Here is a 17,181-nt window from a genome sequence, read left to right on the forward strand (position 1 = left end):
TGGTCCGGTTTTCAGCTCATGGTCGGGCCGCCGCCGGCCCGGCCCGGAAGCGCCGCGAGGGGCGGCGCCTCACGAGCGGGCGTGCCGCCGGCGCGAGGAGATCCAGTGCGACTGGTTCTCCAGGGGTCAAGGCGTCACCTGTTGCCGCCGATGGTCTCCCGTGCGGCGCGCAGGGACTCCTTCAGCGATCCCATGGTGGCGAGGACGGCAGTGGGCTCGTAACCGCAGTGCGCCATGCAGTTGGCGCAGCGCGGGTCCTTGCCCCGTCCGTACTTGTCCCAGTCGGTCTCGTCGACGAGTTCCCGGTACGTCGGCACGTACCCGTCGCTCATCAGATAGCAGGGGCGCTGCCAGCCGAAGAGCGAGTAGTTCGGGATCGCCCACGCCGTGCACGGGAAGTCGGCCTTGCCCTCCAGGAAGTCCAGGAAGAGCGGCGAGTGGTTGAGGCGCCAGCGGGCCCGGTTGCCGCCCGCGAACGCCTTCTTGAACAGCTCCCGGGTCTGTTCGACCCCGAGGAAGTGCTCCTGGTCGGGGGCCTTCTCGTAGGCGTAGGCGGGCGAGATCATCATCTCGTCGACCTTGAGGTCGTCATTGAGGTAGTTGAGGACCTCGATGATGGTCTGCGGGGTGTCGGTGTTGAAGAAGGTCGAGTTGGTGGTGACCCGGAAGCCGCGGCGCTTCGCTTCCTTCATGGCCGCCACCGCCTCGTCGAAGACGCCTTCCTTGGCAACGGACTCGTCATGCCGCTCGCGCAGTCCGTCGATGTGCACGGCGAAGGCGAAGTACGGTGAGGGGGTGAACTTGTCGAGCTTCTTGCGCATCAGCATCGCGTTGGTGCAGAGGAAGACGTACTTCTTCTTCGCCACCAACTGCCGCACGATCTCATCGATCTGAGGGTGCATCAGAGGCTCGCCGCCGGCGATGGACACCATCGGTGCGCCGGATTCGAGCACTGCGCCGACGGCCTGGGCCACCGGCATGCGCTGTTTGAGCACGCCGGCCGGATGCTGGATCTTTCCGCAGCCCTCGCACGCCAGATTGCAGGCGAACAGGGGCTCCAGCTCGACGATCAGCGGGAACTTGTCCCGTTTGCGGAGCTTTTGTTCGATGAGATACGTCGCAACCTTGATGGACTGACGGAGCGGCATGGCCATCTGGGCTCACCTCCTGGGGAGCAGCAAAGATCGGTGCCATTCATGGAAAGCCGGCAGGACAGCACGAAGAACACGGAAGGCCGATATTCCACCGCGAACCGTGCCGATGCGGACGAGCTCGTGCTCCGGAGCGTCCACGACCACCCGTACGGCCGCAACCGGACGCGGACCTTCGCGCCGGGCGGTACGCAGCGTGGCGGCGGACTCCATGTCCACCGCGATGGCTCCGGTGGACCTCAACTCGGCCCGCTCGGGTCCGCGTACGACATGGTCGGACCCGGTCAGCGGGCCGGTGTGGACGGTGCGGCCGGGCAGCGACCTGGCCAGGGCGTCGACGAGGACGTCCGTACCGGCACAGACCGTGCTGCCACCGGCGTCCCGGGTCTCCTCGGCCACCACCAGGTCACCGGGATGCATACCGGGTGCCAGGCCGGCACAGAAGCCCGCGGCGATGACCGCGGCCCCGGCGTCCCGTTCCCGGCCCAGCGCGCGCCCCACGGCCGCCTCGGCCGCCCTGGGGCCCATCCCGGTCCTGATCACCGTCACGGGGCCACAGGCCCCGCCGCCCCTGCCGCTGCGCAGGGCGAGGTGCTCGATGGAGAGCGCGCAGGCGATCAGGAGCGGGTGCGTGGGGCCCGCCGGCTCCTTCGTATGGCCCATCAGGCCCCCTTGCGGACGGGGGCACGGTCGGCGAACGGGTCGCCGTACACGTATCTGCCGAGCGCGGTGAGCGGGAAGACCTGCCGGTAGAGGTGATAGTTGATGGAGAAGTCCCACGGGAACCCGGTCCCGGTGAAGTAGGGCTCGTCCCAGGAACCGTCCGCCTGCTGGGTCGCCGCCAGCCAGGTCACGCCCCGCTCCACCGCTCTGCCGTCACGCTCTCCGGCGGCGAGGAGCGCGAGGAGTGCCCAGGCCGTCTGAGAGGCGGTGGACGGGCCGTGCCCGATCCACTTCTCCTCCTGGTAGGAGCGCAGATCCTCGCCCCATCCGCCGTCGTCGTTCTGGACGGACTCCAGCCAGCTCACGGCCCGGCGGACCGAGGGGTGCGAGGCGGGGATCCCGGCGGCGATCAGCGCGGGCACCACGGACCCGGTTCCGTAGATGTAGTTGACGCCCCAGCGCCCGAACCACGCCCCACCCGCCTCCTGTTCGGCGAGCAGCCACTCGATTCCCCGCCGGGTGCCCGGATGGTGGGCCCTGCCTTCGACCGCCAGCATCTCCACGACGTGCCCGGTGACGTCGGCCGACGGCGGGTCGATGACCTCACCGAAGTCGCAGAACGGCAGCCGGTTGGGGAACGGGCTGGTGTTGTCCGCGTCGAAGGCACCCCAGGCCCCGTTGCGGGACTGCATGCCCAGATTCCAGCGCACGCCCCGCTCGATGGCGGCTTCGATGCGCGCGGCGTCGGGGTGGCGGACCCGGCGCAGCGCGAGGACGACCTCGGCAGTGTCGTCGATGTCCGGGTAGTTGTCGTTGTGGAACTCGAACGCCCATCCACCCGGGGCTAGTTCGGGCTTGCGTACCGACCAGTCGCCGGGCCGGACGATCTCCTCGCCGAGCATCCAGTCGGCGGCCTTGACCAGGGCGGGATGGTCGGGGCTGAGCCCGGCGTCGGCGAGCGCGATGGTCGCGAGGCAGGTGTCCCAGACGGGGGACTGGCACGCCTCGATCATGCGCGCGCCGTCCTCGCGCCAGACGCTGAACCGGTCGAGCGAGGCGAGTCCGGCCCGCATGACCGGGTGGTCGAGGTCGTATCCGAGCAGGTGCAGCGCGATCACCGAGTACACGGCGGGCGGCTGGATGCCGCCCCAGCAGCCGTCGTTCTCCTGGCGTTCGATGATCCACCGGGCCGCCGCGTTCATGGCGACGCGCCGCAGCTTGCGCGGGGCGACCTTGTGGTACAGGTGCATCACCTTGTCGAGCTGCTGGAAGATCCCGTCCCAACTCGCCCTCGGAGCAGCGGGCTTGGGCGGGTTCGGGCTGCTGGGGTCGGTGTGCAGCTCGTCCAGGGCGAAGGGGGCGGGCCGCACCGGCCGCTTGGCCGATACGATGGTGAGCGGCACGATGGTCTGCCGGGCCCAGCAGCCGAAGTCGTAGATGTTGAGCGGTACCCACTTGGGGAAGAACATCAACTCCGGTGGCAGCTCCGGCAGATCGTCCCACTTCCACCAGCCGAAGAGGGCGAGCCAGATGCGGGTGAAGACCCTCGCACCAGCGATGCCTCCCTGTTCCCGGACCCAGCCGGCCGCCCTGGCCATGTGCGGGTCGTCCGGCCGGTCTCCGGCCAGCCGCAGTGCCACGTACGCTTCGATGGTGGCGGACAGGTCGCCGGGTCCCTCGTAGAAGGTCGCCCAGGTTCCGTCGCCGAGCTGTTCGCCCCGGATGAAGCGGGCGGTGGCCTCGATCGTGGCGGGGTCCTGGATCCCGAGGAACTGCCGCAGCAGCAGGTCCTCGGCGTCCATGGTCACATTGGTGGCGAGGTCACCCTTCCACCAGCCCTGCTCGTCCTGCCTGCCGAGGAGATGCTCCACCGAGCGTTCCGCGGCCCGCCGCGCGGCGGTGAGTACGTCGTCCGCGGCGATGGTTGTGTCGGTCGGATGGCTGGCCGAGGCTGCGCGGAGGTTCGCGGCTCCGGTGCTTCCGTCGGTCGTCGCTGTCATGGCTTCCCCTTCGTGCAGTTGGTCCTCTGCTGTGCTGGGGTCTCCGTCGGCCGGCACCCGTGACGGGTGCCGGCCGGCGACTGCGAGTCATATGGAGCGGATGGTCATCATCTCTTTCGTACGACGACGAAGTCGGCGAGCGCCGTGAGCTGCGCCCGCACCTGTTCAGGCATGTCGACACCGTGCAGAGCCTGGATGGCGACCGCGTGCTGCCGACGGGCTTCCTCGGCGGTCCACTCACGGCCGCCCGCCTCCTCGATGAGCGCCGCACGGGCGGCGAACTCCTCTTCGGAGAAGCTCTCGAAGTCGGTGCTCTTCGCGTCGGCGGCGAGCAGTTCGCCCAGGCGCTCGGAGGCCGGGCCGCCCGCGGCGAGCGCGGCGACGACCGGCAGGGACTTCTTGCGCTGGCGCAGATCGCTCCAGGTCTGCTTGCCGGTGGCCTCCGGGTCGCCCCAGATGCCGAGCAGGTCGTCGACGGCCTGGAAGGCGAGACCGAGGTGGTAGCCGTACGCCTCCAGGGTGTCGGCGGTGCGGTCGTCGGCGCCGCCCAGGACCGCACCGATGGAGACGGCGCAGGCGAGCAGGGCGCCCGTCTTGTTGCCCTCCATCTCCAGGCACTCCTCGACGGTGACCCGCTCGCGGTGCTCGTAGGAGATGTCCTGGGCCTGACCGTCGATCAGCTTCCGGGTGGCGGTGGTCAGCCGGCGGGCCGCCCGGCCCGCCTCGACGGTGCCGAGCTCCAGCAGGATCTCGTTGGCGAGCGCGAACAGCGCGTCGCCGACCAGGATCGCCTGGGCCGGGCCGTGCACCTTCCATACGGTGTCCCGGTGGCGGCGCTGCTCGTCACCGTCCATCAGGTCGTCGTGCAGCAGCGAGAAGTTGTGCACGAGTTCGACCGCCACGGCGCCGGGCAGACCGGTCTCGGCCGACGCACCCGCCACCTCGGCGGACAGCAGGGCGAGCGCGGGGCGCACCGCCTTGCCGCCGTCGCCGTCGGCGGGGCGGCCCTGGGCGTCGATCCAGCCGAAGTGATAGGCGGCGACGGTGTCCATGGGCGGCGCGAGCCGGTCCACGGCAGCCCGCAGCACCGGCGCTGACATGGCCCGTCCGCGCTCCAGAAGCGCGGTGACGTCCGCGGTGTGTGCCACGGTGTCGATAGCCGGATTCGCCGGGGTCACTGACTCTCCTCTTGTTCCGGTGGTACTGCTCATTCCGCCTCCTGCAGCGGATGTTCATGGGAGCGGCCGAGAGCGCCGAGGGCGGCGTCCGCGGCGCTGATTCCGCTGCGCACCGCGCCCTCCATCGTCGCGGGCCAGCCGGTTGCGGTCCATGCTCCGGCCAGATGGAGACCGGGAGCGCGGGTCCGGGTGCCCGGCCTGAGCCGGCCGACACCGGGGGTGGGAGCGAACGTCGCGGTGCGCTCCCGGGTAACGAAGAAGTCGCGGATACCTGCCCCGCGAGCGGCCGGAAGAAGCCGTTCCAGCTCGGGCAGATAGCGCCGGCGAAGTTCGGCGACGGGGAGGTCGATCTCGTCCTGGGCCGCCGACTGGGACACCGCGAGATACTGACCGGCACCCCGCAGCCCGGAGGACTCGGTGCGGTCGAAGACCCACTGGACCGGCGAGCCGAGTGCGGCGAAGAACGGCCTGCGCAGCACCTTGCGGTCGTAGACGACGTGCACGTTCAAAATGGGCGCGGTGCCGATGTCCAGCAGCCGGTCCGGATCGTGCAGCGCGCCTTCGGGCAGCAGGCCGTGGGTCTCGCCCTGGGGCACGGCGAGGACGACGTTCTCCGCCTCGATCCGCTCGCTGCCCGTCTCCACGGCCCAGCGGCCGTCCTGGGTCCGGGCCAGGGACTCGACCCGGGTACGCAGCTCCGTCCGCACTCCGGCGGCGTCGAGCGCCTTGCGTGCGAGGGTGTCGTGGAGCTCGCCGAGCGGCACGGCCGCCCAGCCGATGTCGGCCGCGCCGGGCTCGGACAGCAGCCCCGTCTTGAAGACCATGGCGGCCAGCGCCATGGAGGCGTTCGCGGCGGTGGCGTTGAGCGTGGCCACGCCGACGAGGTCCCACAGCGCCTCGATGGTGCGGGGTGACTGACCGTGGCGGCCGAGCCAGGTACCGAAGTCGATCCCGTCGAGTGCCGGGTCCGCCGGGTCGAGACGGCCGAGTGCGAGTGCGGCGCGACCGACGCTCGCCTTCTCGGCGATCGAGAGGTGCGGGTAGGCGGCGAGCCCCGCCGCCAGATGCAGGGGTACGGGCAGGCCGGTACGGCGCAGCCTGCCGAGGCGGGGGCCCGCGGCCCTTCCGACGTCGAGCACGGGAACATCGAGGCGGTCCTGGAGCGGGGCGAGACGGGCACCGTCGATCCGGTCGAGGAACCAGCGGTAGCCCGTGCAGCAGCGCAGGTAGACGTGCTGGCCGTTGTCGACGCTGAGCTCTCCGCGGCGGAAGGAGAAGGCGAGGCCGCCGAGCCGGGGCCGTCCTTCGAGGAGTGTCACGTCGACTCCGCCGTCCGCGAGACGCAGGGCCGTGGTGATCCCGGCGAGGCCGCCACCGACCACCACCGTGCGGGAGGAGTGCGTGCTCCGGTCGCTCACGCGTCCCCCTCTCGCCGGTTCTCCGCCACCCAGATCGTCGCAGTCAGGGACGCGTCAGGCCACTGGAGGGTTGCCCGAGGTTCCGGATTGCCGCCGCACCGGTGGGTGCGTCCGTCGGAAGGCATCAGGCCCGTCCCCTCGTCGTGAGGCGTGAGACGTGGCGCGCGTCGAGACCGGACAGGCCGCGCACCGCCACGTACGCCTTCTCGTGTCCCGGCAGCGAGACCCGGCCGCGCAGCACGGCCTCCGGGTCGCGCTCGATCCGATCCAGGAGGCGGCGGTAGATCCCGGCCATCGCGGCCACGCAGGCGCCACTGCGGCGGTCGAGCATGGGCAGCAGCCGGTAGCCCTCCGCGAACAGGGCGCGGGCGCGCCGCACTTCGAAGTGCACCAGACCGGCGAAGTCGGAACCGGGCGGCGGGGTGGCCCGGTGGAATCCGGCGGAGCAGCCGAACTTGTCCAGGTCCTCGGCGGGCAGATACGTCCGGCCGTTGGCGGCGTCCTCACGGACGTCGCGCAGGATGTTGGTGAGCTGGAGCGCGAGGCCGAGCGTGTCGGCGTACTCGGCGGCACGGCCCGCGTCGGGGGTGCCCGGTGCCGTACCGAAGACGCCCAGGCTCAGCCGCCCGATGGCACCTGCGACGCACCGGCAGTACGTCGTGAGGTCGTCCCAGGTCTCGTACGTCGCGCCGCGCACATCCATCAGCACGCCGTCGATGAGCTCGTCGAGCCCGCCGAGCGGCAGGGGGAAGCGCCGGGCCGCGTCGGCGAGCGCGACGGCGACCGGGTCGGTGTCGTCCTCCTCGACGGCGCCGTTCCTGATGCGGTCGAGCAGTTCCCGGGTGCTCTCCAGCCGGGTCCGCTTGATCTCCGGGGCCAGCTCACCGTCGCCGATGTCGTCGACCCGACGGGAGAAGGCGTACAGCGCCGACATGGCCTGGCGCTTCTCGTTCGGCAGCAGTCTGATGCCGTACGCGAAGTTGCGGGCCTGCTGTCCGGTGACGGCCTCGCAGTAACTGTATGCGGCCTGTACCGGTGGCGACATGTACGTCGTCTGTCCCTCCACGGTCCGGCTCACCCCTCTCTACGCGCTCTTCGCAAGACAACTCCCACTTCGCGCAGCAAGCTGGGCGTGGTGGGCTTGGGCGGTCCGGGCAGTACGTCGAAGCCGGCGGCCCCGACAGCGGTGAGCGCGGCGCGCCCCCCGGCGACGAATCCGGCGAGCAGCAGCCTGAGTCTGCCGTGGACGCTACCCACGAGTGGGGTGCCCTCATCCAACAGGTCACGGGCGCGTTCGGCCTCGTACGCGACGAGGCTGCGCACCGATGCGTTGCCGGACGGTGCGGCCAGGTCGGATTCGCCGACGTGGAAGCGGGCCATGTCCTCGGCCGGGAGATAGATCCGGTCGCGTCCGAGGTCCTCGGCGACGTCCTGGAGGTGCTCGACGATCTGCAGGGCGGTGCAGACGGCGTCGGAGCGGCGGACGCGTTCGGGGCTGGCGGTGCCGGTGATCTGGAGGACCAGCCGGCCGACGGGGTTGGCGGAGAGCTCGCAGTAGGCGAGGAGTTCCCCGTACGTCCCGTAGCGACGGATCTTCTGGTCCTGCCGGTTGGCCTCGACGAGCCCGAGGAACGGCTCGGGGGTGAGCGCGCGGCGCCGCACGGTGGGGCGCAGTGCGCGCAGCAGGGGGTGGTGCGGGCCGTCGCCGGTGGTGGCGAAGACCCGGTGCAGGTCGGCCTCGAAGGCGTCGATCATGGCGAGGCGGTCGTCGGTCTGCGCCGGGTCCAGGCCCAGGTGTCGGGCGTCCGCGCCGCCGGGGGCGAGGTCGCCGTCACCGATGTCGTCGACGAGACGGGCGAATCCGTAGACGGCCATGAGGTCGTCGCGCCAGGCCCGGGGCAGGAAGAACGGAGCCACGGGGAAGTTCTCGTCCGCGGCCTTGCCGAGCGTGCCGGCCGCCGCCGCGTCGGGGCGTGCCCGATAAGTGCGCGTCACCGCGTACCGCCCGGCGCGGGGACGGCGAGACCACGTCGGAGCTGGAGATTCACCGTCATTGCCGTCACATCTCCCGTTCTACACTGCTGACCCAAAACAACCCTTTTCGGACACGCCGCTCACTCTGTCCGGTGCAGGGGACCAGCAGGGCCGCTCACCCTGGGCCGTATCGCCCCACTTGCCACGAATCAGCACCGGTACAGCTTACGTTGTACAGCTCACACCGTCCCGGCGGGGTGTTCGGCGCGTTACAACAAGGCTGCTGTTTCAGCCAACCCTCCCCTGCACCAGAGGACTTGACGTCATCCGGCGGGAGGAGACGAGACGCGGTTGCGCGCACCGGCCGCGCACACCGCTGTGGCCTCCGCCCGAGCTGCTCGGGCGGAGGCCACAGAAACGGCGGGCGCTACTTGCTGGTCTCCCGCTCGTACGCCTTCAGTACCTCTTCGGTGGGCCCGTCCATCAGGAGTTCACCCTTCTCCAGCCACAGCACACGGTCGCAGGTGTCCCTGATCGACTTGTTGTTGTGGCTGACGAGGAAGACGGTGCCCGCTTCCTTGCGGAGTTCACGGATGCGCTCCTCGGAGCGGATGCGGAACTTGCGGTCACCGGTCGCCAACGCCTCGTCGATCATGAGGACGTCGTGGTTCTTGGCGGCGGCGATCGAGAAGCGCAGCCGGGCGGCCATACCGGAGGAGTACGTCCGCATCGGCAGCGTGATGAAGTCGCCCTTCTCGTTGATCCCGGAGAATTCGACGATCTCGTCGTAGCGCGAGCGGATCTCCTCGCGGCTCATCCCCATCGCCAGGCCACCGAGGACGACATTGCGCTCGCCGGTCAGATCGCTCATCAGCGCCGCGTTGACGCCGAGCAGCGAGGGCTGACCGTCGGTGTAGACCTTGCCGTGCTCCGTCGGGAGGAGTCCGGCGATGGCACGGAGCAGCGTCGACTTGCCGGAGCCGTTGGTTCCGATGAGGCCGATGGCCTCTCCCCGGTACGCGGTGAAGGTGACACCCCGTACGGCGTGGACCGTACGGACGCCGCGCGACTCGCCCTTGCCGCGGCGCACTATCCGGCTCAGCGCCGCGGTGGCGCTGCCCTTGCCCCCGGACGCACCGTTGACGCGGTACACGATGTGCACGTCGTCGGCGATGACGGTGGGGATCTTCTCCTGGATCTTGTCCTCAGCCACGGCCGTACCGTTCCTCTGCCTTCCAGAAGTACACGAAGCCCGCGACGCCCACGAAGAGCGCCCAGGCGAGCCCGACGGCCCAGACGTGCTGCGGCAGGTTCTCCGAGCCGTAGCCGTCGATGAGCGCGAAGCGCACCAGGTCCATGTAGATGGCCGCCGGGTTGTACTGGAGCACGTCGGCGATCCACTGCGGCTTGTCCGCGAGCATGACCGGGATGGAGAACATGACACCGGACGCGTACATCCACGTCCGCATCACGAAGGGCATCAGCTGGGCCAGGTCGGGCGTCTTGCTGCCCAGTCTGGCCATGGCGAGTGCCAGACCCGTGTTGAAGAAGAACTGGAGGAACAGGGCTGGAAGGACCAGCAGCCAGGAGAGCGACGGATAACTGCCGAAGCCCACGGCCACGGCGATCAGCACGATCATCGAGAACATCAGCTGCTGGAGCTGCTGGAGCGAGAAGGAGATGGGCAGGGAGGCGCGCGGGAAGTGCAGCGCCCGGACCAGTCCGAGGTTGCCGGAGATGGACCGGACTCCCGCCATGACCGAGCTCTGCGTGAAGGTGAACACGAAGACGCCGGTCACCAGGAACGGGATGTAGACCTCCTGGCTCATCCCCCTGCTGGTCCCCAGGATCACCCCGAAGATCAGGTAGTAGACCGCGGCGTTCAGGAGCGGTGTCGCCACCTGCCACAGCTGGCCGAGCTTGGCCTGGCTGTACTGAGCCGTCAGCTTCGCTCTGGAGAACGCCATGATGAAGTGGCGCCGGCCCCAGAGCTGCCGGATGTACTGGGTCAGCCCCGGCCGGGCGCCGCTCACCGTCAGGCCGTACTTGTCGGCCACCTGGGCCGCTCTGAGGCCCTCGTCGGCGGACGGCTGGGCGCTCAGCGCGACCGAGCCGTCATGGGTTGTGTCACTCACAAGTTGAAACTCTCGTCTTCAAGATGCGCAGCCAGTCGCGGGCGCGGCTCAGGCGGACAGGTCCCGGAAAGAAAACGTTCGCCTCATGCTCTCAGAGGCGAGCTTCTCAGATCACGGGAGGGCGGCCCAGTCTGGTCAGCCGCCACACCGTACGCCACTTCATCGGACGGCGGGGTCCGCAGGGCGTCGCCCAGCCTTCCCGGAAACCACCGAACCATGCCTTGAGTGCGGGACCGGACGGCCTGCGGACCAGGGTCAGCAGGAGCCAGACGCCGACGTAGACGGGGACCAGGGGCGCGGGAAGGTTGCGGCGGGCCAGCCAGACCCGGTTGCGGGCCACCATACGGTGGTAGACGGCGTGCCGTGAAGGAGCGGTGGTGGGATGGTTGAGCACCATGTCCGCGCGGTAGTCGATCATCCAGCCGGCGTTCAGTGCCCGCCAGGCGAGATCGGTTTCCTCGTGCGCGTAGAAGAAGTCGTCCGGCAGCCCGCCGACCTCGGCGAGAACCTGGGTGCGTACGGCGTTGGCGCCGCCGAGGAAGGTCGTCACCCGCGACGAACGCATCGGATCGGACGCGCGGAGCCGGGGAACGTGCCGGCGCTGGGTGACTCCGGTGTCCGGGTCTGCGATCCGGAAGGTGATGATGCCCAGTCTGTCGTCCGCCGCGAACGCCTGCCGGCAGAGTTCGGCGGTGTCGGTGTTCGGGAGGAGTCCGTCGTCGTCCAGGAAGAGCAGGGCGTCGACGTCGGCGCCGGACGGGCCGAAGGCTTCGATGCCGACGTTACGGCCGCCGGGAATCCCAAGGTTCGCCGGAAGTTCCACTGTGCGTACCCCTGCGGGTACGTCCGGCACGGGGGCTCCGTTGCCGACGACCACCACCTCGATCCGGTCGCCGTCCTGCCGGGCGACCGAATCGAGGAGGGCACGCAGCTCGGCGGGCCGGTTCCCCATCGTGATGATGACGGCGCCGAGTTTCATGTCCGCGCGGGCTCCCGTGCTCACTTCAGCCTGCTGGACGCCAGCACGGACACGAGGTGGAGCAGCGTCTGCAGGAGCGCGATCCCGGCCAGGACGGCGACGCCCAGGCGTGAGAAGAACAGGTCGTCCCTGATGCTGTCCGCGATCGCCGCGGCCAGGATCAGCAGCGACGCCTCGACGCCGAGGACCAGCCGGTGGAACTTCAGCGCGGCCGCCGCCTTGCGGGCCAGCGCCATGCCGGAGGAGCGCGGCTCGGAGGCCGACTCCTGCACCGGCGGCTTCCCGCCCTGGTGACGGGCGACACCGACGAGGTCGGTCTCGGCCTTGATCAGGATCGCGCCGAGAGCGGCCAGGGTGCCGAGGAAGGCCCACAGCCAGTCGATCCGGCCCTCGCCCCACAGATCGGCGGCACGCAGACCGAAGCCGACCAGGACCGCCGCGTCGCACAGATAGGCGGCGACCCGGTCGAGGTAGACGCCGGCGAGCGAGTACTGCTTCTTCCAGCGGGCGACCTCGCCGTCGACGCAGTCGAGCAGCAGGTAGAGCTGGACCATCAGCACACCGAGAAGTGCGCCCGTGATGCCCGGGACGAGCAGCGCCGGGGCGGCGAGCGCGCCCGCGACGGTCATCACGTACGTCAGCTGGTTGGGCGTGACCCTGGTGTTCACCAGATGCCGGTCGATGCGCAGGGAGACCTCGCGCATGTAGAGCCGGCCGGCCCAGTGCTCACCGCTGCGGCGGTCCTTCACACCCGGGGGGTGTACGACCGGTCGGAGCTCAGCTACCGATGGCTTTTGCATAGTCGGCGTATGCGTCCTTGATCTGGTCGGTGGAGAGGTTGAGGTGTTCCAGGATCGTGAAGCGTCCCGGCCGCGTCTGCGGGGCGTACTCGACGGCCTGCACGAACTCGTCGGCGCTGAAGCCGATCTCGCCCGGCAGGACAGGCAGCCCGTGCCGGCGCAGCACGTCGGCGAAGAGACCGGACTCCTCCACGGCCCCGCGCAGGTGCATCGCGAAGGCCGCGCCGAGGCCGACCTGCTCTCCGTGGCTCGCCGCGCGCTTCGGGAAGAGCAGGTCGAAGGCGTGGCTGATCTCGTGGCAGGCGCCGGACGAGGGGCGGGTGTCGCCGCTGATCGACATCGCGATGCCGGAGAGGACGAGCCCTTCGGCGAGGACCGTGAGGAACTCGTCGTCGCCGACGCCACCGGGGTGGCGCAGGACGGCTTCGCCCGCGGTACGGGCCATGGCCGCGGCCAGTCCGTCGACCGCTTCGCCGGTGACCTGGCGCGAGAGTTCCCAGTCCGCGATCGCGGAGATGTTGGAGATCGCGTCACCGATGCCGGACCGGACGAAGCGGGCGGGGGCCGCACGGATCACATCGAGGTCGATGACCATGGCGATGGGCGTGGGGACTCCGTAGGAGCCGCGTCCGTTGTCGTTGTCCAGGGTGGACACCGGGGAGCAGATGCCGTCGTGCGAGAGGTTCGTCGCGACGGCCACCATCGGCAGGCCGACCCGGGCCGCGGCGTACTTCGTCACGTCGAGGATCTTGCCGCCGCCGAGGCCGACCACGGCGTCGTACCGCTTGCCCTTGATGCCGTCGGCGAGCTTCACCGCGGAGTCGATGGTGCCGTCCGACACCGAGTACCAGTCGGCCCCCGGAAGCAGGGGCGACAGCTTCTCCCGGAGCTTTTGTCCCGAGCCGTCGCTGACGGCGAAGGCGAGCTTGCCGGAGGAGGAGATCCGCTGGTCGGCGAGGAGACCGGCGAGGTCTCCTATCGCCCCCCTGCTGATGTCGACGACGACCGGTGAGGGAATGAGCCGGGTCAGTACTGGCACGCGATCTCCCGGCCCCTGGCGAGGTCATCGTGGTTGTCGATCTCGACCCAGGTCACTTCGCCGATGGGCGCCACGTCGACGGTGAAGCCTCGGTTGACGAGCTCCTGGTAGCCGTCCTCGTAGTAGAGGTCCGGGTCGCGCTCGAACGTGGTCTTCAGCGCGTCGGCGAGCTCTTCGGCCGCCTCGGGCTCGATGAGCGTGACCCCGATGTACTCGCCGGTCGCGGTGGCCGGGTCCATCAGCTTCGTGATGCGCTGAACGCCCTTGTCGCCCTCGGTGACGACCTTCATCTCCTCGTCGGCGAGCTTCTTCACCGTGTCGAGGGCGAGGATGATCTTCTGGCCCTTGCCGCGGGCGTCCAGGAGGGTCTTCTCGACGGAGACGGGGTGCACGGTGTCGCCGTTGGCGAGGATGACGCCCTGCTTCAGGACCTCACGCGCGCACCACAGGGAGTAGGCGTTGTTCCACTCCTCGGCCTTGTCGTTGTCGATCAGGGTGAGCGTCACGCCGTACTTCGCCTCGAACTCCGCCTTGCGGGCGTAGACGGCTTCCTTGCGGTAGCCGACCACGATCGCGACCTCGGTGAGGCCGACCTCGGCGAAGTTGGCGAGCGTGAGGTCGAGGACCGTCGTGTCACCGTCGACAGGGACGAGCGCCTTGGGAAGCGTGTCCGTGTAGGGGCGCAGACGTCGTCCTGCACCGGCTGCCAGTACGAGGCCGATCATGCGAGTTCTCCTTCGTCGTGTACGGCGGGGGCCGAGGAGGACACCCAGAAACGGATGGACTCCACGAGCACCACTAGAGCCACGGCCACCGCGAGCGCGGTGAGAGCCGTGGTGAAACCTGAGGTGTGCGTCAGCACGGCGGCGAACACGGCCACCACAACGGTCCGGCCCTCGTGTCCACCGATCGTCCGCACCAGCCACTGGGGCGGCGCGCCGGTGCCGCCGCGAATGCGGTACACCGTGTCGTAGTGATGGTAGGCGACGGCCGAGACCAGCCCGAAGGCTGCGGGAACGGCGTGCGGTACGTCGCTGCGGGCCGCGAGCACGAGCACCGTGACGTACTCCGCCGCCCTGAAGACCGGGGGCACGAGCCAGTCGAGCGCGCCCTTGAGAGGCCGCGACACGGCGATCCCCGAGAGGACGGCGTAGAGCGCTGCCGCGGCCACGCTGAGCCAACTGCCGTACGGCAGGAAGAGGGCAGCCGCGATGACCGCGGCGGCGCCGGTGAGCGCGACCAGCGGGGCGGTGAAGCCACCGGGCGGACGCGGAATCACGGCGGCGACGGCGCGGGCGAGCGGGCCGGAGTCCGCCAGGTCGGCGAGCGCCCGGGCGGCCCGGTCGGTGCGGTGCGCCTTGCGGGTCAGTGAACGCAGCAGACGGCCGGCGGTGGTGTAGCAGGCGGCCAGGGAGCAGCCGACGAGCAGGGCGTAGAAGACGATCCGGGGGCTGGTCACCGCGGTGAGCACGGCGATCATGGCCCAGCGCTCGCCGATCGGCAGCACTATCATCCGCCGCAGCCAGACCGTCCAGCCGACGCTGTCGAGCCGGTCGGAGAGTGCCGCCGTGGGGCTGGTGTTGGAGACCGCGTCGTGATTGGCCTCGTTGAACGAGAAGTCGACGATATGGCGGCACGCCTGGAGCACCATCGCGCCGAGCGCGAGGACCCATACGTCGTCGCCGCCGCGGGCCGCTCCGAGCGCGAGGCCCGCGTAGTACGCGTACTCCTTGGCCCGGTCGAAGGTGGCGTCCAGCCAGGCGCCCATCGTCGAGTACTGGAGCGAGTAGCGGGCGAGCTGCCCGTCGGTGCAGTCCAGGACGAAGGAGAGGAGGAGGAGCACTCCGGCGGCGACATAGCCGCCGCGCGTGCCGGTCGCCGCGCTGCCGGCCGCGATCAGCGCGGTGATCAGCGAGGCCGTGGTGACCTGGTTCGGGGTGAACCCGCGCCGCGCGCACCAGCGGGCGATGTAGCGGGAGTAGGGGCTGATGAAGAAGGTGGTGACGAATCCGTCGTGGGCCTTCACCGCGTTGCGCAGCCGTACCGCCTCGTCGTCGACGGCCGCGACGGCTCGCTGCGCGGTGGCGCGTGCCTCGGGGCCGGTGGGGACGGCGGCGGTGAGCGAACCGAGTTCGGGTCGCTGCACCGGGGTGCCCTCGGTCTCCAGGGCCACGGCGAGCCGGCCCGGGACCGTACGGTCCTCGGCTTCCGGGTCGGCGGGCACGGGCCCGACGGGGCTTCCCGCGCCGACGGCGGCCACGGTCCTGTTCAGGGCACGCACGAGGGCCGGCCGGGCCTCGGGCTGCGCGGTGAGCGCGCCGGGGACGGTGGCGGCGGCGAACCGGGGGTCGGTCAGCCCGAGCCGCAGCGCGTGGACGTGACCCACGAACCGGGGGTCGACCAGCGCGACGCGTCCGCCGGCGGGGACCGCCGCGAGCAGCTCGGCGGCCTGGGTGGCGTCGTTGGCGGCCCGTACGTCAAAGCCCAGGGACCGCAGATCGTCCTCGAGCGACGATCCGGGTACCGGCGCACCGGTGAGGATGGCGGTCGACAGACGAACTCACTCCTTGGCGCTGACGGGAACGGCACGCGACTGTGCGGCCCGGAGGCGGGCCCGCGGCACGTCGGCTGAGGCTATCGGATGAACGGAAGACCGAGTTCACCGCCCGTTCAAGCCCTGTTCGGGACGGTCGGGCACTATCCGGCGCCGTTCGCGATCATCATCGTCGATCAACACCTCGGCCCACAAACCGCGGTGGGGACAGCGCATAGGCTGATGCCCATGACGTGGTTGATTACAGGCGGAGCGGGTTACATCGGGGCCCATGTGGCGAAGGCCATGGCCTCGGCCGGGGAGCGGGTCGTCGTGCTCGACGACATCTCCACGGGCATCGCGGAGCGGCTGCCGGCGGACATTCCGCTGGTACGGGGTTCGGCGTCGGACCGCGCGCTGCTCGACCGGGTGCTCGCCGAGCACGCGGTGACGGGTGTGGTGCATCTCGCGGCGAAGAAGCAGGTCGGTGAGTCGGTGGAGCAGCCGCTGCTCTACTACCGGGAGAACGTCGCCGGGCTGACCGTGCTGCTCGAAGCCGTCGTCGCCGCCGGGGTGCGGCGCTTCCTCTTCTCCTCGTCCGCCGCCGTCTACGGCGTCCCCGACGCGGATCTCATCACCGAGGACACCGCGTGCGCGCCCATCAATCCCTACGGTGAGACAAAACTCGCCGGGGAGTGGCTGGTGCGGGCGACGGGACGGGCGCACTCCCTGTCGACCGCCTGCCTGCGCTACTTCAACGTGGCGGGCGCGGCGGAGCCCGAACTGGCGGACACCGGCGTCTTCAACGTCGTCCCGATGTTCTTCGACCGCCTCACGCGCGGTGAGGCCCCCCGGATCTTCGGCGACGACTACCCGACACCGGACGGCACCTGTATCCGGGACTACATCCATGTCTCCGATCTCGCCGACGCGCACCTCGCGGTCGCCCGGAAGCTGGACGCGGGGAAGGGAGCGGGGGATCTCACGGTGAACGTGGGCCGGGGCGAAGGTGTATCGGTGCGTGAGCTGGCCGATCTGGTGGGCGAGGTCACCGGCCGTCCCACCGATCCCGTCGTCGAGCCGCGCCGGGCCGGGGACGCGGCCAGGGCCGTCGCCTCGGCGGCCCGGATGTCGCAGGAGCTGGAGTGGAGCGCGCGTCGCGGAGTGCGTGAGATGGTCGAGTCCGCCTGGGCGGGCTGGTGCCTGCGGCACCCGGAGGCCCGCGTCCTCTGATCCGTACACGCGGCCCTCACGCAAGCACCGCACGGCTCTGACCTGCGCAGCGTTTCCGCAGGTCAGAGCATATGACAA

At 70.2% G+C, this 17,181-nt stretch carries 15 protein-coding genes; 1 reads left to right on the forward strand and 14 read right to left on the reverse strand.

Annotated elements, in window-relative coordinates; all coding sequences use genetic code 11:
* Window positions 1-134: 134 nt before the first annotated feature.
* From hpnH to F0344_RS02745, 14 genes are all read right to left on the reverse strand, one after another.
* A complete protein-coding gene (hpnH, locus tag F0344_RS02680) occupies window positions 135-1,154 on the reverse strand; it encodes an adenosyl-hopene transferase HpnH (RefSeq protein ID WP_185297228.1) in 1,020 nt (339 codons plus the stop codon).
* 6 nt (window positions 1,155-1,160) lie between these two features.
* On the reverse strand, window positions 1,161-1,814 hold the full coding sequence (locus F0344_RS02685) for a phosphorylase family protein (protein WP_185297229.1): 654 nt from the start codon (window positions 1,812-1,814) through the stop codon (window positions 1,161-1,163).
* Complete coding sequence (gene shc / locus F0344_RS02690; protein ID WP_185297230.1) at window positions 1,814-3,814, reverse strand: squalene--hopene cyclase; 2,001 nt, start codon at window positions 3,812-3,814, stop codon at window positions 1,814-1,816. The genes F0344_RS02685 and shc overlap by 1 nt, the downstream gene beginning before the upstream one ends.
* A 107-nt stretch (window positions 3,815-3,921) precedes the next feature.
* Window positions 3,922-5,025: a polyprenyl synthetase family protein gene (locus tag F0344_RS02695; RefSeq protein ID WP_185297231.1), complete on the reverse strand. Its 1,104-nt coding sequence runs from the start codon at window positions 5,023-5,025 to the stop codon at window positions 3,922-3,924.
* A complete protein-coding gene (gene hpnE / locus F0344_RS02700; RefSeq protein ID WP_185297232.1) occupies window positions 5,022-6,410 on the reverse strand; it encodes a hydroxysqualene dehydroxylase HpnE in 1,389 nt (462 codons plus the stop codon). Before hpnE ends, F0344_RS02695 begins: the two co-directional genes overlap by 4 nt.
* Window positions 6,411-6,534: 124 nt before the next feature.
* Window positions 6,535-7,455, reverse strand: coding sequence for a presqualene diphosphate synthase HpnD (hpnD, locus tag F0344_RS02705; protein WP_185297233.1), 921 nt, complete (start codon window positions 7,453-7,455; stop codon window positions 6,535-6,537).
* Between the two features lie 29 nt (window positions 7,456-7,484).
* On the reverse strand, window positions 7,485-8,405 hold the full coding sequence (hpnC, locus tag F0344_RS02710; protein WP_185297234.1) for a squalene synthase HpnC: 921 nt from the start codon (window positions 8,403-8,405) through the stop codon (window positions 7,485-7,487).
* A gap of 406 nt (window positions 8,406-8,811) precedes the next feature.
* The gene (locus tag F0344_RS02715; RefSeq protein ID WP_185297235.1) at window positions 8,812-9,597 is read right to left on the reverse strand and encodes an ABC transporter ATP-binding protein; all 786 of its coding nucleotides are present in this window, start codon (window positions 9,595-9,597) and stop codon (window positions 8,812-8,814) included.
* Window positions 9,590-10,519 (reverse strand): ABC transporter permease, encoded by a 930-nt coding sequence (locus tag F0344_RS02720; RefSeq protein ID WP_185297236.1) that lies wholly within the window; start codon window positions 10,517-10,519, stop codon window positions 9,590-9,592. The genes F0344_RS02715 and F0344_RS02720 overlap by 8 nt, the downstream gene beginning before the upstream one ends.
* A 106-nt stretch (window positions 10,520-10,625) precedes the next feature.
* Window positions 10,626-11,498 carry a glycosyltransferase family 2 protein gene (locus F0344_RS02725; RefSeq protein WP_185302477.1) on the reverse strand — a complete coding sequence of 291 codons (873 nt, stop codon included), beginning with the start codon at window positions 11,496-11,498 and terminating at the stop codon, window positions 10,626-10,628.
* 20 nt (window positions 11,499-11,518) lie between these two features.
* On the reverse strand, window positions 11,519-12,298 hold the full coding sequence (locus F0344_RS02730) for a CDP-alcohol phosphatidyltransferase family protein (RefSeq protein ID WP_185297237.1): 780 nt from the start codon (window positions 12,296-12,298) through the stop codon (window positions 11,519-11,521).
* Window positions 12,276-13,337: an iron-containing alcohol dehydrogenase family protein gene (locus tag F0344_RS02735; RefSeq protein ID WP_185297238.1), complete on the reverse strand. Its 1,062-nt coding sequence runs from the start codon at window positions 13,335-13,337 to the stop codon at window positions 12,276-12,278. The genes F0344_RS02730 and F0344_RS02735 overlap by 23 nt, the downstream gene beginning before the upstream one ends.
* Window positions 13,325-14,062, reverse strand: a complete 738-nt coding sequence (locus F0344_RS02740; RefSeq protein ID WP_185297239.1) for a phosphocholine cytidylyltransferase family protein — start codon at window positions 14,060-14,062, stop codon at window positions 13,325-13,327. Before F0344_RS02740 ends, F0344_RS02735 begins: the two co-directional genes overlap by 13 nt.
* Complete coding sequence (locus tag F0344_RS02745; RefSeq protein WP_258050231.1) at window positions 14,059-15,834, reverse strand: DUF5941 domain-containing protein; 1,776 nt, start codon at window positions 15,832-15,834, stop codon at window positions 14,059-14,061. The genes F0344_RS02740 and F0344_RS02745 overlap by 4 nt, the downstream gene beginning before the upstream one ends.
* Window positions 15,835-16,119: 285 nt before the next feature.
* Between F0344_RS02745 and galE the strand changes: the two genes are divergently transcribed.
* Window positions 16,120-17,103 (forward strand): UDP-glucose 4-epimerase GalE, encoded by a 984-nt coding sequence (gene galE / locus F0344_RS02750; RefSeq protein WP_185297240.1) that lies wholly within the window; start codon window positions 16,120-16,122, stop codon window positions 17,101-17,103.
* The last annotated feature ends 78 nt before the right edge of the window (window positions 17,104-17,181 follow it).

The sequence above is a fragment of the Streptomyces finlayi genome, assembly GCF_014216315.1.
In the GTDB taxonomy this organism is placed as follows: Bacteria; Actinomycetota; Actinomycetes; order Streptomycetales; family Streptomycetaceae; genus Streptomyces; species Streptomyces finlayi_A.